The organism is Staphylococcus gallinarum (genome assembly GCF_000875895.1).
GTDB lineage: Bacteria > Bacillota > Bacilli > Staphylococcales > Staphylococcaceae > Staphylococcus > Staphylococcus gallinarum.
Genome location: NZ_JXCF01000001.1, coordinates 184,713 through 204,435, shown reverse-complemented (window position 1 = coordinate 204,435; position 19,723 = coordinate 184,713). Strand labels below are relative to the sequence as shown.

Genomic DNA, 19,723 nt, shown 5'->3' with positions numbered 1-19,723 from the left:
GTAATTTAAACGTTTGTATTTGTAAATTATTTAAAATGAGTTGCTATATTTGTAACGAGTATTAGAGATGGTTAAGTATTTTAAATGTTAAAAAATAAACGAAGCAAGTGTAAGTATTAGGAGGAATGAATAAACGATGATTAATAATGCTAATGAGTTAAAGGCGCATCTTTTGCAACAAAATAAAAATCGATTGCAAAGTGATCAATTTGATATGCATGCTGCGTTGGAAGATATTTTAAATTCAGTTGGTTATTCAACTGCTGATAGTGGTGGCAAGGTTACGTTTTATGGTAAGGACCCAGTTATGCCTAGTACGTTAAGGTTAGCATCGTTAGCTGGATTAGGGTTAGCAGCTAAATCGGTGGCATTAGCACATTTATGGCAAGTCAGAGGTGGCAAAGGTCAAGATATTCACATAGATATTCGTAAGGCAGTGAAACGTCTGTCACCTTTCTATGAAAGAAAATGGGAAACTTTGAATGGTTTTCCTGCAAAGGGTCAAGAGGATCCTCATACACCATTTCGATTTGATTTTTACCAAACTAAAGATAAGCGCTGGGTAATGCCACTAAATCCTTATCCAAATGCTAAGGCACATGTGTTGGAACTATTAAATTGTCGTTCAACGAAAGAGGCTGTTGCGGAAGCTATTAAGGGTTGGAATGGTCAGGATTTAGAAATTGCAGGTGCTGAAAAAGGTGTCGTTATGCCAATGGTACGTTCGCTAGAAGAATTTGTAGAAGAGGAACAATTTCAACATATTGCGGAGACGGAATTAATCGAAATTAAAAAAATAGCTGATTCTAAGCCGGAAGCATTTTCAGAGGAACCCGAACAACCTTTAAGTGGTGTGAGGGCGCTTGGAATGGGACACGTCATCGCAGGTGCTGGATTAGGAAGAGGATTAGCCTTGCATGGTGCAGATGTATTAAATGTGTGGCGACCGTCAGAATTAGAAGTTGAAACAATGTATCTCACTTCTAATGTTGGTATGCGTTCAACATATTTGGATATAGATCATAATCAAGAGCATAGAAGTCGATTTGATGCATTACTTCAAGGTGCAGATATATTCTTTATAAATAAAAGATATGGCTTTATGGAAAAATATGGTCTGACGCCAAATGACTTAGCCCAAAAAAGACCCGGTATCATTCATGCGTCGGTTAATTTACACGGGCATACGGGACCTTGGAAGAACCGTAACGGCTTTGATCAAACTGCCGGCAGTGTGACGGGAGTCATGACACTTGAAGGTTCAGTTGATAAACCGAAATTACCACCTATCGTTGTGGTTAATGATTATGTAATCTCGTGGTTGTTAGAGTTAGGAGTTATTAAAGCTTTAGAACGTCGAGCTAAAGAAGGTGGTAGCTATAGTGTGCGTGTATCTTTAAGTAAAGTATCAGCTTATTTAATGTCGTTAGGTATCTTTGATAAAGACTACGCAAAAACCATGTCGAATAGTAACGAAGAACATCAAATCGTCGCACCAGATCAATTTGAAGCGGAGACCCCTTTAGGAACGTATAAAGGCGTGACAGACCAAGTTTATATGTCAGAAACACCAGGGGAATATGACACCGTCTTGATGGTTCGAGGCTCTGATAAACCTCGGTGGAAAGCTTGAATCAAAGTTAACCAAAGTGATTTAAATAATATGAATTAAGTATATAGGTCATGAAAACTAACGTAATAAGTTAGTTTTCATGACCTATATTTTTTAATATTTTGTTATGGGTGTACTATTGGTTTGATTCAAAATAAATTCAGAATGGGGTGGTTGTATGGGGTTAATGAGTAAGAAAGATATTAATTTGGTTATTAGAGATAATGATACACAGTTAAGTAAATGTTTAAATTCATTTGATTTAACAATGTTAGGTATAGGTGCCATTATTGGAACGGGTATTTTTGTATTAACAGGTACAGGAGCCTTAAAGGCGGGACCGGGTTTGATGTTTGCATTTATTATAGCAGCACTAGCTTGTTTGTTTGCCGCACTATGCTATGCTGAATTTGCTTCCATGGTCCCTATAGCGGGGTCTGCATACACATATACTTATACAACGATTGGTGAAATTTTTGCATTTATTATTGGATGGGATCTTGCGCTAGAATATATGCTTGGTGTAAGTACAGTATCCGTAGGATGGTCGGGTTACTTTAGGTCTTTTATTGAAGGATTTGGTATTACGATACCATCACAACTTACTGCAGCTCCTGGAGTGATAACAAGTGATAAAGTTACAGGGGTATTCAATTTGCCGGCATTTTTGATTGTGTTAATCATTACCTTTTTAATAGCGATGGGTATAAAAGAAACTAAACGTGTAAATAACATTATGGTATTAATTAAAATTGTTGTTGTCATGCTCTTCATTTGCGTAGCGATTTTTTACGTCAAACCAGCGAATTTATCTCCCATAATGCCGTTTGGGTTTTCAGGGGTGTTTGCTGCAGCAGCAACAGTGTTTTTCGCATTTATTGGTTTTGATGCAGTATCATCTAGTACAGAAGAAACGATTAACCCAGCGAAGACAATGCCACGTGGCATTATTCTTTCATTATTAATTTGCACGGTGTTATATGTCATTGTATCGCTCATAATGACTGGTGTAGTTCCATTTAAATTATTTGGTCAATATGAAGATCACCCAGTTTCTGCAGTATTGAAATATTCTGGTCAGAATTGGATATCTGGAATCATTGATATTGGTGCTATCTTAGGTATGACTACAGTTATGCTGGTTATGCTATATGGTCAAACGCGTGTGACATATGCAATGTCGAAAGATGGTTTAATGCCGAAATTCTTTTCTAAAGTAAATGGAAAGACAGATACGCCATTCATTGCTACTTGGTTATTTGGTATGGTTTCTGCATTGTTAGGTGGTTTTGTATCGATTGATGCTTTATCAGAAATGGTAAATATTGGTACATTATCGGCATTTATATTAGTAGCTATTTCAATTATTGTGTTAAGAAAAACTGCTCCACATATTCCTCGGAAATTTAAATGTCCGGCGGTACCAATTATCCCCATTTTTGCAATTATATTTTGCTTGTTTTTAATTTTGAATTTAGATCCAATAACATGGCTAAGATTTTTGGTTTGGCTGATTATAGGTTTTGTAGTTTATTTTGTATATTCGAGAAAGCATGCTATTTTAAATCATTAAGGGCATGAAGTGAATATGAAAGTTCGCTGCGTCTAACTAAGTGAAATATCACGAGTTAGGCGTATTTTTTATTGTGGAAAGCATACATATAAAGTGTAAAGATTATAAAAATAATTGACTGAAAGCGCTATCAGTATTACTATAATTATTAAATATTGGTTATGTTTTAGTGTAATTTTGGATTTTATCACCAAAAACAAGGGGTGTTTTCATGAAAAAATCAGAATGTGACATAAAACGACGCAAAATGAAAAGGATTACATTGATTGCGACGTTTGGTGGATTGCTATTTGGGTTTGATACAGGGGTTATTAATGGTGCTTTACCGTATATGTCTTTATCGAATCAGTTAGATTTATCACCTGCTACTGAAGGTTTGGTATCGAGTTCGCTTGTATTTGGAGCTGCATTTGGTGCAATTACAGGTGGAAGGTTATCCGATACTTTAGGAAGAAAGAAAATGATTATGGTATTAGCAATTATTTTCTTTTTTGCAACGTTAGGTTGTGGGTTATCACCTAATGTATTCTCGATGGTTATTTTTAGATTGATATTAGGTTTAGCTGTCGGTGGCGCTTCAGTAATCGTACCGACTTTCCTTTCTGAAATGTCTTCTAAAGAGGATCGGGGACGAATGGTCACACAAAATGAATTGATGATTGTTTCTGGTCAGTTGATGGCTTATGTTATCAATGGTGTTTTAGGAAATTTAGTAGATAATCCAGGTATTTGGAGAGTGATGTTATTAGTTGCTACATTACCAGCAGTTATCTTGTGGTTTGGTATGTTGCGTGTACCTGAAAGTCCGAGATGGCACGCGAGTAAGAGTAAATATTGGCCTGCTTATACGATTTTAAGAACACTAAGAGATGAACAGACGGCAGCAGAAGAAATAAAAGAAATTAAAACAGTGATAGATAAAGAGAAATTAATTAAAGAGAAGTCGAAAAATGAATTTACTAAACCATGGATTCGTAAGATTTTGTTAATTGGTATAGGTTTAGGTGTTGTACAACAAATCACGGGTGTTAACTCTATTATGTATTACGGTACTGAAATACTGCGTAATGCAGGCTTTGGTACGAAGGCAGCTCTAGTTGGAAATATTGCGAATGGTGTGATATCGGTTATAGCAACGTTTGTTGGTATTTGGCTATTAGGAAAGATTGGTAGACGAACGATGTTAATTACGGGTCAATTAGGTATTGTAGCAACATTGATATTGTTAAGTATTGTTCCATTATTTTTAAAGGGAACAGTCGTATTACCATTTATTATATTGTTATTAACGGTAACATTTTTAGCGTTTCAACAAGGGTGTGTATCACCAGTCACTTGGCTAATGTTATCTGAAATATTCCCATTAAAGGTTAGAGGATTAGGAATGGGAGCGAGTGTGTTCTTTTGTTGGATGACGAATTTCTTAGTAAGTTTGTTGTTCCCTATCTTACTGGGACATTTAGGTTTAGCATCCACGTTTACGATATTCGTAGTCTTGAATTTAGTAGCAGTTATATTCGTTAAAAAATTCTTGCCGGAAACGAAGGATAAATCACTAGAAGAAATTGAAGAATACTTTAAAGCAACGGTAAAAAAGGACGAAGTAATTGGAAAGAACGTGGTTAAGGAAGCGAAATAATTTATAAATTAAAGTAATTATGATTGACTGAAAGCGGTAACAAATATATGATGGTCATAAGTTGATTAAGTTTTGGTATCTTTGAATAGGTTAAGAGAGGGTGGTTTTATGGCAAAGAAAATAAGATTAACAACAGGTCAAGCGGTAGTGAAGTTTTTAAAACAGCAGTATATCAGTGTTGATGGTGAAGAATCACCATTTGTAGAAGGGGTACTCGATATATTTGGGCATGGTAATGTCGTGGGTATTGGTCAAGCTTTGGAGGAAAGTCCAGGTGACTTAAACATTATACAAGGTAAAAATGAACAAGGTATGGCGCATGCAGCGATTGCATTTGCGAAACAACGTTTACGTCGCCAAATCTATGCAGTAACCACTTCAGTTGGACCAGGATCTGCCAATTTAACAGCTGCAGCAGGAACAGCACTCGCAAATAATATTCCTGTATTGCTGTTACCAAGTGATACCTTTGCAACGAGACAACCTGATCCAGTGTTACAACAAGTTGAACATGAATCGAATTTAACAACAACTACTAACGACGCACTTAAAGCTGTATCTCGTTATTGGGATAGAGCTACTCGTCCAGAACAATTAATGTCTAGCTTAATAAGAGCATTTGAGGTATTGACGAACCCAGCTCAGGCAGGACCAGCAACGGTATGTATTTCACAAGATGTGCAAGGTGAAGCCTTTGACTTTGATGAGTCTTTCTTTGAGAAACGTGTACATTATATTGATCGTCCAGAACCGGTAGCAAGAGAAATAGATTTAATGATTGAAACAATTAAAAATAGTGAAAAGCCAATCATACTTGTTGGTGGTGGCGCGAAATATTCAGGTACACGCGATGAATTAATTGAAATTTCAGATAAATATAATATTCCATTAGTTGAAACACAAGCAGGTAAATCAACAGTAGAAGCAACGTTTAAGCATAATTTAGGTGGCATGGGAATTACAGGTACATTGGCTGCAAACAAAGTAGCATATGCGGCTGACTTAGTCATTGGTATTGGTACACGTTATACAGATTTTGCGACTTCTTCTAAGACTGCGTTTGATTTTGATAAGACTAAGTTTTTAAATATAAATGTTAATCGCATGCAAGCTTATAAATTAGATGCAGTACAAGTTGTTGCTGATGCTAAGGTTACATTGCAACACCTCTTGAAACGCCTTGGAGATGACTATCAAACGGGTTATGGTGAATCGATAAATGAGGTTAAGACTGAGTGGCTGAATGAACGTTCGCGTTTGAGTCAAATTCAATTTAATCGTGAGCATTTTGATCCGGAGATTAAGGAACAATTTGATCAAAATATCTTAAATGAGTATGCAGATGCGTTAGGTACAGAGTTAACACAAAGTTCAGTTGTCTTGAAGTTAAACGAAGTGGTATCACCTGACAGTAATGTTATCACATCTGCGGGGTCTCTTCCGGGGGACTTACAGAGATTATGGAATGCTTCTGTACCGAACACTTACCATGTTGAATATGGTTATTCTTGTATGGGATACGAAATATCTGGTGCACTTGGTGTCAGATTAGCAGAACCAGAGCATGAAGTATATTCGTTCGTAGGTGACGGTAGTTTCTTAATGTTACATTCTGAATTTATAACATCACTACAATATAACAAGAAGATTAATCTATTGTTATTTGATAACTCGGGATACGGTTGTATCAATAATTTACAAATGGAAAACGGAGTGAATAGTTATCACACTGAATTCCGAACAGCAGATAATGAAATTCTGAATATTGATTATGCCAAAGTAGCTGAAGGTTATGGAGCTAAGGTTTATAAAGTGTATTCATTAGAGGAGTTAGAAGCTGCTATTAAAGATGTTGAACAACAAGACATTAGTACGTTAATTGAGATTAAAGTTTTGCCAAAAACAATGACGGACGGTTATGAGAGTTGGTGGCATGTTGGTGTTCCGGAGGTTTCTAATTCTGAAAAAACACAAGCTGCTTTTGATTTAAAAGCGGGAAAGCTAGCACAAGGTAAACAATATTAAACAAGGGGCGTGTAATAATATGAAATTAGCATTAGATCCAGCAATGTATACAGATTTATCAATGAAGGAAGTTATCGATAAGGCAGCTAGGCTTGGTTATGATTATATTGAATTGTCTCCAAGAGAAGACTTTATTCCTTTTTATAAGTATCCAAAAGTGGATAAAGCAATGATTAAAAATGTAAAAAAATGGTGTAGTGATGCGGGGGTCCAATTGTCTTCGATATTACCGGTAATGGCGTGGTCAGGGCCTGATGAAGAGCAACGACAAGGTGCAGTGCGTAATTGGAAACGTGCGATTGAAATTGCGAGTGATTTGAACGTGGATGTGATGAATACAGAATTTAATGGTAGTAAATATGAACAACAAAGATGTGAAGAGAAGTTTATCAAATCAATGGATGAATTATTGCCGATTTTTGAAAAGGAAGGTATGAAATTAAATTTACAAGCGCATCCCTATGATTTTATAGAACGTAATGATGAAGCATTGCGCATGATTCGTGGTTTGGATAGAGAGTGGATTAACTTAGTGTTCTCGACTGCGCATACATTCTTCCATGATGATGGTATAGGCGATATTGAAACAATGTTCGATGATGCGGGCGACAAGTTACAACATGTATTGTTCTCTGATACATTTAACCACACAGCTGCGAATGGCTTACGTTATATTGTGAATCCACCAGGAGCGGAAGTAACTGTGCACCAACATTTGAATATTGGTGAAGGTGAAGTGGACTTTGAAACGATATTTAGAAAGTTAAAAGAAATGAAATTTGATGGTATTGCTACAAATTCTGTATTTGCATGGGTTGATAGAGCGGATGAATCTGCACAATTTATGTTGGAGCGATTGAAGAAGGAGTTATTTTAAGTCTAGATAATGGATGAGGTGTGCTATGAAATTAGGGTATAATGTGGCGACTACAAAGGAAAATGCAACATTGCAACAGGAATTAGAATTATGTGATAAACATGGTTATGACTTTATTGAAATACAAATGGATAAGATGCCGGAGTATTTAAAAACACATACGCTTGAAGATATGAAAGCATTTTTCGATACACATCATATTAAGCCGTTAAGTCTCAATGCATTGCAGTTCTTTAATAATAGGAATGATGCGGATTATAGAGTTGTATTAGATGAATTTAAAGAATGGCTAGAGATTGCGCATTATCTAGGGGCGAAATATATCGTTCTCGTGCCATTGGTTACGGAAACTAAAATACTCAATAAGGCGATTCATGATAGCTGTGTTAAGGTTATGACAGAATTTGCAACGTTAGCCGAAGCATATCATATTAAGATTGCGTTAGAGTTTTTAGGGGCACCATATGCAACGGTTAACACATTCCAACAAGCGTATGATATCGTCGAGGACGTGGCGAAACCGAATGTAGGATTGGTATTAGATTTCTTTCATTTTCATGCAATGGGATCTAATTTAGCAGATTTGCGCAAGGCTAAGGCAGAAAATATATTTTTGTTACATATTAATGATGTAGATGACTACCCGATTGGTATATTAACGGATGAAGATAGATGTTTCCCAGGTCATGGTGTCATTGATATTAAAGGTATATTTAATACACTTCGTGAGATTGGATTTCAAGGTGAGTTTATTTCGATTGAGCTCTTTCGTCCGGAATATTATCGATTGCCAGCTGAAGATGTCATTGTGAAATCTAAGGAAACGGTTAAGGAAAGTGTGCAACCGTTCTATCCAATTTAATTTAAAATTTAAACTGTAATCAGGTTGAGACTGTATGTGGTTTGTTATCTTTACAATTTTTATGTTAAAGAGTTCAGACCAACGATCGTCTCAGCCTTTTTGTGTCATAATGTGCGCATTATTAAGCTAAATTACTAAAGCTGAAGATGGATTACAGACTGATAGCGTTCTTAAGTGGCCTATATAAGCGAGATTGTTATTATGGCATGCACGAGTTAAGTTAAGTCCAGTTAAGCAAAATTGCAACATGGTAAGTAATACATAGTTAAGTCTAAGTAAATTATTTGTAGCGTTATGATCATGTATTGATACGTATGACGTTGAATTTAGTCATAGTTGCAACTGTTGATCGGTCGGTGAACCAAAAGAGGTAACACCTGAATGAACAGGTGTTACCTCTAATGTTAATATTGATGAACTTTTGTATAAATGGTTATGTTTCAATTGTGACATTTGCAGATTTAAGAAAATCTACAAATTCTTGAGACGGTGTCTTGTCGGTAATTAATGTGTCGAGTTCTGCGCATTCCATAAATGTAAGAAGTGTAGAACGGCCCATTTTTGTGTGATCCGCCAGTGCATAAACATACTTTGAACGAGAGACGATTAATTTTTTAATAATATTTTCTTCTAATTCGGCATTTGAGAGGCCGTTTTTTATATCGACACCTGTCGCGGCCATAAATGCTTTGTCGATGTTGAATTTTTCAATAAGATTATTTGATTCGATACCGATAAATGAACGTGTACGGAATTTAAATTGTTCACCGATAATAAATAGTGACACATTTTTAAAGACGGAAGCTTTATTAATAATGTCTAAACTATTTGAGATAATAGTAAAAGGTAGTTCTGTATCGACGTAATCTAAAATATGGACTGTTGTAGTTCCAGTATCAAGATATACGACATCATGTGCCTTTATACGTTTGGCTGCCTTTTTGGCAATGTGAATTTTCTCTTCATAGTGTTCAATATTTCGCTTCGAGTAGTCGACAGCTTGTGTAATAGAACTATCAACCGCCTTTACACCACCGTAAACCTTTTTAACTTTATTCATATCGGCTAATACTGTGATATCGCGACGTATTGTATTAATTGAAACGTTGAAGTAATCACTTAATTCATCAATAGACGCAGCTTGATTTTCGTTAATATAGGATTCAATCGCGTGTATCCTTTTCGTTTTCATATTTGTTACCCCCAATAATTTATATAATACACAACATTTCTGTATTACTCAACACTTAATAAAAAAATGACAAAAACTTGACAATAATCACTCCTTTTTATAAAATAACCAATAAGTAATCAATATTTAACCAAAATTATACTAAAAAATGGAAGCGTTTTCCAAGGAGGAGGAACAAGAAATGGCAGAAATCTTAAAAAATTATATTAATGGTGAATGGGTGAATTCAAAATCACAGGAAACAATTGAAGTTTATAACCCGGCAACAAAGGAAGTTATCGCAGAAGTACCATTATCAACTAGAGCAGAATTAGACGAAGTGGCAGAAATTGCTCAAAGTGCATTTGAAGAGTGGAGTCAGGTTGCAGTTCCAAAAAGAGCACGCTTATTATTCAACTTACAACAAATTTTACAAGAAAATAAACAAGAGTTAGCAGAAATTATTACGAAAGAAAATGGTAAAAGTGTTGGGGAAGCTTTAGGTGAGGTACAACGCGGTATTGAAAATGTAGAATTTGCTGCAGGCGCACCATCACTAATGATGGGAGATTCCTTATCAAGTATTGCTACAAATATTGAAGGTACAAGTTATCGATACCCTGTTGGAGTTGTAGGCGGTATCACACCTTTCAACTTCCCGATGATGGTACCTTGTTGGATGTTCCCAATGGCAATTGCGCTAGGTAACACATTTATTATTAAACCTTCAGAGAAAACACCGTTACTGGTAAATAAATTGGCTGAATTGGTTGAGCAAGCTGGGTTCCCTAAAGGTGTATTCAATGTTGTGCATGGTGCCCATGATATTGTAAATGGTATTTGTGAAAACGAAAAAATAAAAGCGGTTTCATTTGTAGGTTCTAAACCAGTTGGTGAATATGTATATAAAAAGGCAACAGAAAATTTAAAACGAGCTCAGTGTTTAACAGGTGCTAAAAATCATACGATTATCTTAAATGATGCCAACATTGATTCAGCTGTGAAAGACGTTATCGGTGCAGCCTTTGGCTCGGCTGGTGAGCGTTGTATGGCAGCAGCGGTGGTTGCGGTTCAAGAGGGTGTGTATGATGAATTTAAAGAAAAATTAGTACAAGCAGCTAAGGATATTGTCATCGGTAATGGTTTAGAAGATAACGTATTCCTAGGTCCAGTTATCAGAGAAGAGAATAAAGAACGCACATTAAACTATGTAGATCAAGGTGTCGAAGAAGGTGCGACGCTTGTATTAGATGGTCGTGAAGATAATAAAGATGAAGGTTACTTTGTTAAGCCAACTATTTTTGAAGATGTCACAACAGATATGAAGTTATGGCAAGATGAAATATTTGCACCTGTATTATCGTTAGTAAAAGTAACAGATCTTAAAGAAGGTATTGCACTAGCTAATAAATCAGAATTTGCTAATGGCGCTTGCTTATTTACAGATAGTGCTTCATCTATAAGATACTTTAGAGAATTCATCGATGCCGGCATGTTAGGTATTAACCTTGGTGTGCCAGCTCCAATGGCAGTATTCCCATTCTCTGGTTGGAAATCATCGTTCTTTGGCTCATTACATGCGAATGGTAAAGATAGTATTGATTTCTTTACACATCGTAAAGTAGTAACAGCTCGTCACGGCGAACCTCAATATTAAGGAGTGTATAAAGATATGGCTGAATTATTAAAGAAACCCGTACATCATCCATTGGCAGAGGGTGTTGAAATAATACAAGACTTTAAACCATCAGATGTAGATTTAGAATATACCGGTATTAAAGTGATTGACCTTAAAGCTGCAGCAACATTTAGTGAGTCGACAAATGACTATGAAGCTTGTGTTGTTGCCTTGACGGGGCAAATTGATGTTTCAGATGGCAACGATAAATATGAAGGTTTAGGTACGAGAGATTCAGTATTTGAAAAGGTCCCTACAGATAGTATTTATATATCTAAAGCACATGAAATCGTGATTACAGCACAGAGAGATGCACGTGTTGTCATTTGTTATTCACCTTGTGAACAGGAACGTGCAACACAACTTATTCCGGCAGCAGAAAATTCTGTCGAAGATAGAGGTAAATATTCTAATAAGCGACATGTGCATAATATATTGCCTGATTCACATACTGCTAGTGAAAAATTATTAGTCGTAGAAGTGTATACAGATCAAGGAAACTGGTCTAGTTATCCACCACATAAGCATGATGTAGATAATCTGCCACATGAGTCATTTCTTGAAGAAATCTATTACCATGAAATGGATCCACCACAGGGGTTTGTCTTTCAACGTGTTTATACAGACGATAAATCTTTAGACGAAACAATGGCTGTTGAACATAGTGATGTAGTCATCGTCCCTAAGGGATATCACCCAGTTGCAGTTCCAGACGGTTACAATGGTTATTATTTAAATGTAATGGCAGGTCCTCAAAAGGTATGGAAGTTCCATAATCAAAAAGATCATGAATGGATTATAGATAGAAAGTAGGGATAGGAATGGCAAATCAGAAAGATATCGTAGCGATTGGTAGAGCAGCAATTGATTTAAACGCAGTAGAGATCAATAGACCGATGGAAGAGACAGAAACATTTCGCAAATATGTCGGTGGTTCTCCGGTAAATATCAGTATTGGAGCATCTAAATTAGGTTTGAATGTAGGATTAATTGCTAATGTTTCAGATGATCAACATGGCCGTTATATCACAGATTATTTAAATCAATTAGGTGTAGATACATCCCAAATCCATGTTGATGAACATGGTCACAAGACAGGTCTTACCTTTACAGAAATAAAAAGTCCTACTGAATCTAATATTCTGATGTATCGAGAAGAAGTAGCCGATTTATACTTAGCACCTGAGCATGTTGATGCAGCGTATATTAAAGAAAGTAAATATTTGCTGATTTCAGGTACAGCGTTGGCTCAATCTCCTTCTAGAGAAGCGGTATTAAAAGCGTTGTCTATTGCTAAAGCGAATAATGTAAAGGTTGTCTTTGAAATAGATTATCGTCCTTACACGTGGAAGAGTTTAGAAGAAACTTCAATTTATTATGAATTGGTTGCACAACAAGCTGACATTGTTATTGGTACCCGAGATGAATACGATATGATTCACCGTTACGTTAATGAGACAGATGAATCAATTAGTCAAATTTTGTTTAGTTACCAGCCAGAACTTGTCATTATTAAACACGGTGTCCAAGGTTCTAAAGCTTATACCAAAGATGGTGCGTATTATGAAGGTAAAGCATTTAAGGCACAGGTCATTAAAACATTTGGTGCCGGTGATTCATATGCTGCAGCTTTCTTATATGCATTGGTTAAAGGTAAAGCTATTGATGAAGCATTAAAATACGGTGCAGCTTCTGCCGCTATTGTCGTAAGCAGCCATAGTTCATCGGAAGCAATGCCGACAAGTGAAAAGTTAGAAAGCTTTATCGAAGCGCAAGAGAATCAAACAATTTAGTATCAAATGTAAGCGATTTCTTAAAAGGCGGATGATGTTATGACTGAAAATATACGTTTTGGATGTGCACCAATTGCATGGACGAATGATGACTTGCCTGAGTTAGGTAAGGAAAATACCTTTGAACAATGTATTAGTGAAATGGCATTAGCTGGATATGAAGGGACAGAAATTGGTAACAAGTATCCTAAAGTAGCCAGTCAATTGCTGGATTATTTAAAGCCTAGAAACTTGAGTGTTGCGAGTGCGTGGTTGAGTTTATTTTTAACGACAAAGCCATATGAAGAAACAGAAAGTGCGTTTATCAACCACAGAGATTTCTTATATGAATTAGGTGCAAAGGTCATTGTTGTTTGTGAACAAGGTAAGAGCATTCAACAACGAGAAGATATGTCAGTTTTCACGGAAAAACCGCACTTTACAGATGAAGAATGGTTAAAGCTCACGCAAGGGTTAGAGCATCTTGGTAGGTTGGCGCGCGAGAAAGATATGAGAATTGTATATCACCATCATATGGGGACAGGGGTTCAAACAACTGCTGAAATTCAACGTTTAATGGATAACACAGATCCCGAAACAGTCTCATTATTATTTGATACTGGTCATTTAGCATTATCAGGTGAACTGCCATTAGCTGTGTTCGAACAATATAAATCAAGAATTCACCATATCCATTTCAAGGATATTCGTCCGGATGTGCAACAAAGAGCACAGATACAAGACAGTAGCTTTCTTGACAGTATCAAGCAAGGCATATTTACAGTGCCGGGCGATGGTTATATTGACTTTGAACCCATACTACAAGCAATAGAAGCTGCTGATTATAAAGGATGGATTGTTGTAGAAGCAGAACAAGATCCTGCTAAAGCCAACCCCTTTATTTATGCAAAAAATGCGAAAAATTATTTGAATCAAATACAACGTAAGCAAGAGAAAAAATATATTTCGTAAAGGGGGAATTCTTTGGAAAAACATATGATTCGTTATGCGAAGTCACAAGGATTTGCAATTCCACAAATGAATATCAACGGCTTAATTTGGATTGAAGGTGTCTTGCAAGCTGCAGAAAATATGCAATCTCCAATTATTATCGGCACGACGGATAAGAATATTGCCTATCTTGGTGGCTACAAATTTATCCTACAGACGATAAAAAATAAAATTACAGCGATGGGTATAACGGTCCCTGTATCGATTCATTTAGATCATGGTTTAACGGTAGAGGGCTGTAAGCAAGCAGTTGATGCAGGCTATGATTCTGTTATGTTTGATGGTTCAAAGTTACCGATTGAAGAGAATATTAGGCAAACGAAGGAAGTTGTCGAATATGCGCATGCCCATGGTGTCATTGTGGAAGGTGAAGTAGGTGCTGTAGGTGGCGTAGAAGATGGTTTGGTAGGACAAGTTAAATACGCAGATATTGATGAATGCGTGGCATTAGTACAACAAACGCATTTAGATACATTAGCACCTGCATTGGGCTCTGTACATGGCAAGTACAAGGGTGAACCTAACTTAGGATTTGCAGAGATGGAGGCAATTGGGTCTAAAGTAGATGTACCACTCGTCTTGCATGGTGCATCAGGTATTCCGAATGCAGATTTACAACGTGCGATTCAATTGGGCCATGCTAAGATTAATTTTAATACTGAAATTAATATCTCTTGGTCAAACCAATTGCGCAAGACACTCAATGAATCAACAGAGCTATTCAACCCACAAGAAATATTGAAGCCTAGTATACAAGCTATTATTACGATAGCTGAAAAGATAATTCAAACATGTGGTTCGGAAAATAAAAATACAGCATTTATAAAAAACAGATGATCGGAGCTGAATAAGGTATGGAATTAAGAATTGGTGTAATCGGTATTGGTGCAATGGGGAGAGATCACGTAGATAGAATCAACAATAGAGTCAATGGCGCAAAGGTTTCGGCAATTAGTGATATTAATGTTGAAGTAGCTACGGCTTATGCAAAGGAAATTGGAGCGACATTTTACGAAGATGCTGAGGCACTTATTGCTGCAGATGAAATAGATGGTATTGTTGTTACATCTTGGGATCCAACACATGAAGGTTATGTATTAGAAGCAATTAAACATGACAAGTATGTATTCTGTGAAAAGCCATTAGCCTTAGAAGCTTCAGGCTGTACAAACATTGTGAATGCAGAAACAGCGAAGCAAAAGCGCTTAGTGCAGGTTGGATTTATGCGTCGTTATGATAGAGGTTATGAAGAAATGAAACGTGAATTAGACACTGGCGTATTAGGTGAACCATTGTTATTACATTGTACGCACAGAAATGAAACGGTCGATTCGAAATACGATACACCAATGGCTGTTGAAAATACGGCAGTACATGAAGTGGATGCTTTAAGATGGTTATTACAAGAAGATTTTGTATCGGCGCAAGTTATTCTGCCTAAAAAGCAAACGCAATATACACATCCTAAGTTACACGATCCACAGTTAATCTTATTACAGACTGAATCAGGTGTCTGTATTGATTTAGAAGTATTTGTGAATTGTCAATTTGGTTATGATATTAATTGTAAAGTGGTTTGCGAAAAAGGTGAAATCGGCTTAACAAATCCAACTTATTTCAATGTTAAAACAGAGCAAAAAGATTATACGCGTGTACCTAGTGATTGGAAAGAGCGTTTTATCTCAGCGTATGATAAAGAGTTACAATTATGGGTAGACGGAATTAAGCATGATGAAATTACTGGGCCATCTGCTTGGGACGGTTATATGGCTTCTGTCACGACTAACGCATGTTCTGAATCTAGAGACAATGGTTATAAAGTAGAGATTAAATTTGATGAAAAGCCAAGCTTATACCAATAAGAAGCGGAGTGATGATCGGTGAAATTATCATACGTAACAGATAGTTTAGCGCATTTATCATTAGAAGAAGTATTAACATATATCACAAAGCAGGATGTGTACCACATTGAACTTGCTACAGGTGGTTGGTCACCAGCGCCACATGTTAATTTACAGCAATTGTTGAATGATGAGCAAAGTTTCACTGAGTTCAAACAGTTGTTGGAACGTTATCAAGTTGATGTTGTTGCACTGAACTGTTCAGGTAATCCATTAGCGCCAGGTGAACTGGGGAAGGAACATCGTAAAGTAACAACGGATACCTTTAAACTGGCTGAAAAGTTAGGGGTTAAGAAAATTGTTATGATGAGTGGTTTACCTGCTGCTTCTCCAAAAGATACGATGCCGAATTGGATAACGACGACCGTAAGTTGGCCACCAGAGTTAAAGGATGCACTTGATTATCAATGGAATGATGTAGCGATACCCTACTGGAAAAAATTGGTAGAAGTAGCGAAATCACATGGTATAGAGAAGATTGCACTTGAGAACTTTAGTGCTCAACTGGTCTATAATCCAGAAACATTGCTCCATTTAAGAAATGCAGTTGATCCAATCATAGGCATGAATTTGGATCCGAGTCATCTATTATGGGTGGGGGCTGACCCAATACAATGTGCACGTCGATTAGAAGGGGCAATTCACCATGTACATGGCAAAGATGTGCGTATTGAAGATGGTGTTGCTGATGTGACAACGCTACTTGAAACAAGAGAGATTGATGATGTTAAACATCGTGCATGGAATTATGTTGCTGTCGGTTATGGGCAAGATTTGCAATGGTGGAAGACATTCTTCTCAGTGGTGCGTATGGTTGGTTACGAAGGCTTCGTATCTTTAGAAATGGAAGACTTGACGATGTCACCGGAAGCGGGTGTGGATGCTTCTATAGCTGCCCTAAAGCAAGTATTAGTTTAAGGTTTTGTAATGAGAGATGCTAGATTACAAAAAGGAATTTTATATTAAAAAGACGAAGACATAGTTGATGTCTTCGTCTTTTTACGTACTGCTTGATGTTGATATAGTAACTAATTCCTATATTACATGTGTTCATTGTTAATTTGAGCTTGCAAGGATTGAGAATTAGCTTGTGCGACACTGAGTAAATACTTTGCTTTAGATAACGACTGCTTACATCTATAGTATGTTGCTTCGGTTTGCTTTGATAATACGAATAGAACAATCGAACCAATAGCAGCTATAATTGAAATAATGATATAAGGTACGATTGTCGCAGTAGAATCTATAAAGAAAGTGATCACAGCTATAATGATTGATATAACTGCGATAGCAATGGCGATTAATGTTGCATACATATATTGCATCGCTTGCTTTAATACTTTTTGGAAAGATGCTTTTTCTTTGTCGTAGTGTAAATTATTTTGATGTAATTTTAAGTCTACATTTGCATCTATTGCGCCGGCAAAGTGAGCAACGTCTGTATTTCTGTCCTTTTTTAATTTGTCGATAATGGGTTGATAACCATAAGTTAATGCAATCTTTTTCTCTTTAACTGTACCTCGTGCAAGTCGATTGAGTTCGTCTAGTTTATTTTGGTTCATGTGCTCACTCCCACATTGTTTGTATAAGGATTATTTGAATCAAATTAAGGTAGTTATCTTATAACACCTAATAGTGTCTCTATAGCACTATAGTAGTGTATTCTACGATGCATTATTTTTTCTTATCTATTTCTTTTTTTGCTGATTGTTCTACTTTTGGTTGTTCTTGGTGTGCTGTGTCTTTAGCGTTTGCTACGTGACTGCCAAATAATGTTCCAGTTCCTAGGACAGCGCATAAGAATAGACCACCTAACCAAGTGAAGAATGAAGGTTTCTTACTTCGCTCGTAGCGTTTAGCCAACTCAGCATCATCACCTAGTAAATGATTTAAGTCACCATTCTGTGTTGAAACAACTCTGCTAAGGACGGGCTGGCTGTTTTCCTTTTGGGCAAAGCTAAGTGCTTGTTGTTTAATCTCTAAGGCTTGAGCTGAGATGCTCAAACTCGTTTGATTACTTTGTTCGAGTTGTTGATTTAATCGGTCCAATTGCGCGCGGTTATTTTTAAGTTCCATTTCTTTTGCGCGAATGGCTTCGTTCTTATCTGAGTTTTCGCGTTTAATCTTTTCAATTTCAACACGTAGAAAGTTGATTTCATCAGTCATTTGCGCATCTTTCAGTTCATAATCATTCATTCTTTTTTCAACGGCTAGTTCTAGACGTTCATTAAATGTTGTTTCGTTATGAATGATATCTTGTTCTAATTTGCTTATTTCTTGGCGCAAATGATCTACATCATCGCTACGCTTTTGAATTAGGCTTGCTACATCATGGTCCATTAGCTGTTGTAGCTCTGCTTTTTTGTCATCTATTGTTTGTTGGTGTCGATGTATAACATCGTCGACAATTTTTGAAATTTGTAATTCGTAATTATTTTGTACTTCGGCATGGAGTACTTTAATTTGATTATTATAAGATTGATTTGCTTTAGTAGTAAGTGTCGTTTCAAGTTCTTGTATTTTGTTATTTAATAATGGGCGCTCTTCACGTTCAATCTTATCTTCCATGTCTCTACGTGCTTTGTCGGCACGTGATAGTTTATCTTGTTCGAATTGTTCTTCTAGTTGTTGTGCGTGTTCCGATACTGTTGTCGGTATAGTACTTAATGCATCTGCTAATTTCTGCTCAATTGCTATATAGTCATTGTGGTAAGTGGAATCAGCAGATTTGTAGTTTTTCAGCGTATCAGCTTCGATATTTTTACTCCATAAATCGGCAACAAGTTGGTTATAAATACTATTGATGATATCTTCACGCTTTTTTTGCAAAGTGTTTAATTTATCACTTTTAGCTTGGTTAAAGTCATCTTCAGTTAATTGCTCTAATTTTTGATATGTAGGTAAAACCTTCTCATCATAATCTTTATCTTTGATAATACTATTAAATTGTAGTTTTTCGTCATCTAAATAAATTTTATCTATTAAACTGTTTAATGTATTATATAAATTGTTTTTTAATAGTTTAATGTCAGAATGTTCGACATTATGAGGTATTGTAGTTGCTTGTGCCTCTTCATCATTTACTGCATGGTTGTTATGGTTCTTCTGTTGAATTTGCTCGATGATTGCATCTCTTAACGGTACAAGTGTTTCGAAATTTAAGTCTTTACTCATATTTGCCGTGCCAAAATCAGGCATATTTGATGCATTTAAAATATCGTTGTTAATCACCTTTAATTGGTATGCATTCTCTGATGGTATATAGAGTCTTAAACCAAAATTACAGTCGTCATACTTTTCTTCTTTAATATTTTGTAGTGAAGCGAAATCTGTAACGCAGTACTCATGATCGGCAAAAATTTTGAAAGGCTCGTTGTCGTCTTTAGGATTAATGGTTACATCAAATGATTGGACAAGTTTTGTAGAGCATAAGATTTGTTTCAAATTATCAACGGCTTCACCTTTAGATTTTCCTAAGATTAAATTAGGTGCTACGACAGGTACAATATAAATCTTTGTGTCGCCCACTTCTGCATAATCCATTTCTAAATAGCTAATGTCTAAAACATTGTTAGTCATGTATTGGTCATCCTTCCATTCGT

At 36.3% G+C, this 19,723-nt stretch carries 16 protein-coding genes; 13 read left to right on the top strand and 3 right to left on the bottom strand.

Annotation, left to right across the window (positions count from 1 at the left end):
• Positions 1 to 136 precede the first annotated feature (136 nt).
• From SH09_RS00850 to SH09_RS00825, 6 genes are all read left to right on the top strand, one after another.
• On the top strand, positions 137 to 1,633 hold the full coding sequence (locus tag SH09_RS00850) for a CoA transferase (protein WP_042737722.1): 1,497 nt from the start codon (positions 137 to 139) through the stop codon (positions 1,631 to 1,633).
• 157 nt (positions 1,634 to 1,790) lie between these two features.
• Positions 1,791 to 3,185 (top strand): amino acid permease, encoded by a 1,395-nt coding sequence (locus tag SH09_RS00845; protein WP_042737721.1) that lies wholly within the window; start codon positions 1,791 to 1,793, stop codon positions 3,183 to 3,185.
• A 211-nt stretch (positions 3,186 to 3,396) separates the two neighbouring features.
• Positions 3,397 to 4,824, top strand: coding sequence for a sugar porter family MFS transporter (locus SH09_RS00840; RefSeq protein ID WP_042737720.1), 1,428 nt, complete (start codon positions 3,397 to 3,399; stop codon positions 4,822 to 4,824).
• Between the two features lie 108 nt (positions 4,825 to 4,932).
• Positions 4,933 to 6,849 carry a 3D-(3,5/4)-trihydroxycyclohexane-1,2-dione acylhydrolase (decyclizing) gene (gene iolD / locus SH09_RS00835; protein WP_042737719.1) on the top strand — a complete coding sequence of 639 codons (1,917 nt, stop codon included), beginning with the start codon at positions 4,933 to 4,935 and terminating at the stop codon, positions 6,847 to 6,849.
• A 19-nt stretch (positions 6,850 to 6,868) separates the two neighbouring features.
• A complete protein-coding gene (locus SH09_RS00830) occupies positions 6,869 to 7,726 on the top strand; it encodes a sugar phosphate isomerase/epimerase family protein (protein WP_042737718.1) in 858 nt (285 codons plus the stop codon).
• 25 nt (positions 7,727 to 7,751) lie between these two features.
• The gene (locus tag SH09_RS00825; RefSeq protein ID WP_042737717.1) at positions 7,752 to 8,588 is read left to right on the top strand and encodes a sugar phosphate isomerase/epimerase family protein; all 837 of its coding nucleotides are present in this window, start codon (positions 7,752 to 7,754) and stop codon (positions 8,586 to 8,588) included.
• 433 nt (positions 8,589 to 9,021) lie between these two features.
• Here SH09_RS00825 and SH09_RS00820 read toward each other — a convergent pair whose 3' ends face one another.
• On the bottom strand, positions 9,022 to 9,780 hold the full coding sequence (locus SH09_RS00820; RefSeq protein ID WP_042737716.1) for a DeoR/GlpR family DNA-binding transcription regulator: 759 nt from the start codon (positions 9,778 to 9,780) through the stop codon (positions 9,022 to 9,024).
• A gap of 181 nt (positions 9,781 to 9,961) precedes the next feature.
• Here SH09_RS00820 and SH09_RS00815 point away from each other — a divergent pair, with 181 nt between their 5' ends.
• Genes SH09_RS00815 through SH09_RS00785 form a run of 7 tightly spaced genes read left to right on the top strand, consistent with a single transcriptional unit; the run spans position 9,962 to position 17,039 of the window.
• Positions 9,962 to 11,416, top strand: a complete 1,455-nt coding sequence (locus SH09_RS00815) for a CoA-acylating methylmalonate-semialdehyde dehydrogenase (protein ID WP_042737715.1) — start codon at positions 9,962 to 9,964, stop codon at positions 11,414 to 11,416.
• A gap of 15 nt (positions 11,417 to 11,431) precedes the next feature.
• Positions 11,432 to 12,250 carry a 5-deoxy-glucuronate isomerase gene (iolB, locus tag SH09_RS00810; RefSeq protein WP_042737714.1) on the top strand — a complete coding sequence of 273 codons (819 nt, stop codon included), beginning with the start codon at positions 11,432 to 11,434 and terminating at the stop codon, positions 12,248 to 12,250.
• 8 nt (positions 12,251 to 12,258) lie between these two features.
• Positions 12,259 to 13,230, top strand: a complete 972-nt coding sequence (gene iolC / locus SH09_RS00805; protein WP_042737713.1) for a 5-dehydro-2-deoxygluconokinase — start codon at positions 12,259 to 12,261, stop codon at positions 13,228 to 13,230.
• A gap of 39 nt (positions 13,231 to 13,269) precedes the next feature.
• Positions 13,270 to 14,181, top strand: coding sequence for a myo-inosose-2 dehydratase (gene iolE / locus SH09_RS00800; RefSeq protein WP_042737712.1), 912 nt, complete (start codon positions 13,270 to 13,272; stop codon positions 14,179 to 14,181).
• A gap of 12 nt (positions 14,182 to 14,193) precedes the next feature.
• Positions 14,194 to 15,057 carry a class II fructose-bisphosphate aldolase gene (locus SH09_RS00795; RefSeq protein ID WP_229366792.1) on the top strand — a complete coding sequence of 288 codons (864 nt, stop codon included), beginning with the start codon at positions 14,194 to 14,196 and terminating at the stop codon, positions 15,055 to 15,057.
• 17 nt (positions 15,058 to 15,074) lie between these two features.
• On the top strand, positions 15,075 to 16,082 hold the full coding sequence (locus SH09_RS00790) for a Gfo/Idh/MocA family protein (protein WP_042737711.1): 1,008 nt from the start codon (positions 15,075 to 15,077) through the stop codon (positions 16,080 to 16,082).
• Positions 16,083 to 16,100: 18 nt separating this feature from the next.
• Positions 16,101 to 17,039: a sugar phosphate isomerase/epimerase family protein gene (locus SH09_RS00785; protein WP_042737710.1), complete on the top strand. Its 939-nt coding sequence runs from the start codon at positions 16,101 to 16,103 to the stop codon at positions 17,037 to 17,039.
• A gap of 122 nt (positions 17,040 to 17,161) precedes the next feature.
• On the opposite strand, the gene SH09_RS00780 is transcribed toward SH09_RS00785, so the two are convergent.
• Together SH09_RS00780 and SH09_RS00775 are read right to left on the bottom strand one after the other, a co-directional pair.
• Complete coding sequence (locus SH09_RS00780; protein WP_042737709.1) at positions 17,162 to 17,683, bottom strand: hypothetical protein; 522 nt, start codon at positions 17,681 to 17,683, stop codon at positions 17,162 to 17,164.
• Between the two features lie 112 nt (positions 17,684 to 17,795).
• A complete protein-coding gene (locus tag SH09_RS00775; RefSeq protein ID WP_042737708.1) occupies positions 17,796 to 19,700 on the bottom strand; it encodes a coiled-coil domain-containing protein in 1,905 nt (634 codons plus the stop codon).
• Positions 19,701 to 19,723 lie beyond the last annotated feature (23 nt).

What these genes read in the sequence shown, in the direction of transcription:
- SH09_RS00830 (WP_042737718.1), top strand. Translation starts at nt 6,869, where the DNA reads ATGAAATTAGCATTAGATCCAGCAATGTATACAGATTTATCAATGAAG.
- SH09_RS00845 (WP_042737721.1), top strand. Translation starts at nt 1,791, where the DNA reads ATGGGGTTAATGAGTAAGAAAGATATTAATTTGGTTATTAGAGATAAT.
- SH09_RS00780 (WP_042737709.1), bottom strand. Translation starts at nt 17,683, where the DNA reads ATGAACCAAAATAAACTAGACGAACTCAATCGACTTGCACGAGGTACA.
- SH09_RS00850 (WP_042737722.1), top strand. Translation starts at nt 137, where the DNA reads ATGATTAATAATGCTAATGAGTTAAAGGCGCATCTTTTGCAACAAAAT.
- iolB (WP_042737714.1), top strand. Translation starts at nt 11,432, where the DNA reads ATGGCTGAATTATTAAAGAAACCCGTACATCATCCATTGGCAGAGGGT.
- SH09_RS00790 (WP_042737711.1), top strand. Translation starts at nt 15,075, where the DNA reads ATGGAATTAAGAATTGGTGTAATCGGTATTGGTGCAATGGGGAGAGAT.
- iolE (WP_042737712.1), top strand. Translation starts at nt 13,270, where the DNA reads ATGACTGAAAATATACGTTTTGGATGTGCACCAATTGCATGGACGAAT.
- SH09_RS00775 (WP_042737708.1), bottom strand. Translation starts at nt 19,700, where the DNA reads ATGACTAACAATGTTTTAGACATTAGCTATTTAGAAATGGATTATGCA.
- SH09_RS00815 (WP_042737715.1), top strand. Translation starts at nt 9,962, where the DNA reads ATGGCAGAAATCTTAAAAAATTATATTAATGGTGAATGGGTGAATTCA.
- SH09_RS00820 (WP_042737716.1), bottom strand. Translation starts at nt 9,780, where the DNA reads ATGAAAACGAAAAGGATACACGCGATTGAATCCTATATTAACGAAAAT.
- iolC (WP_042737713.1), top strand. Translation starts at nt 12,259, where the DNA reads ATGGCAAATCAGAAAGATATCGTAGCGATTGGTAGAGCAGCAATTGAT.
- iolD (WP_042737719.1), top strand. Translation starts at nt 4,933, where the DNA reads ATGGCAAAGAAAATAAGATTAACAACAGGTCAAGCGGTAGTGAAGTTT.
- SH09_RS00825 (WP_042737717.1), top strand. Translation starts at nt 7,752, where the DNA reads ATGAAATTAGGGTATAATGTGGCGACTACAAAGGAAAATGCAACATTG.
- SH09_RS00840 (WP_042737720.1), top strand. Translation starts at nt 3,397, where the DNA reads ATGAAAAAATCAGAATGTGACATAAAACGACGCAAAATGAAAAGGATT.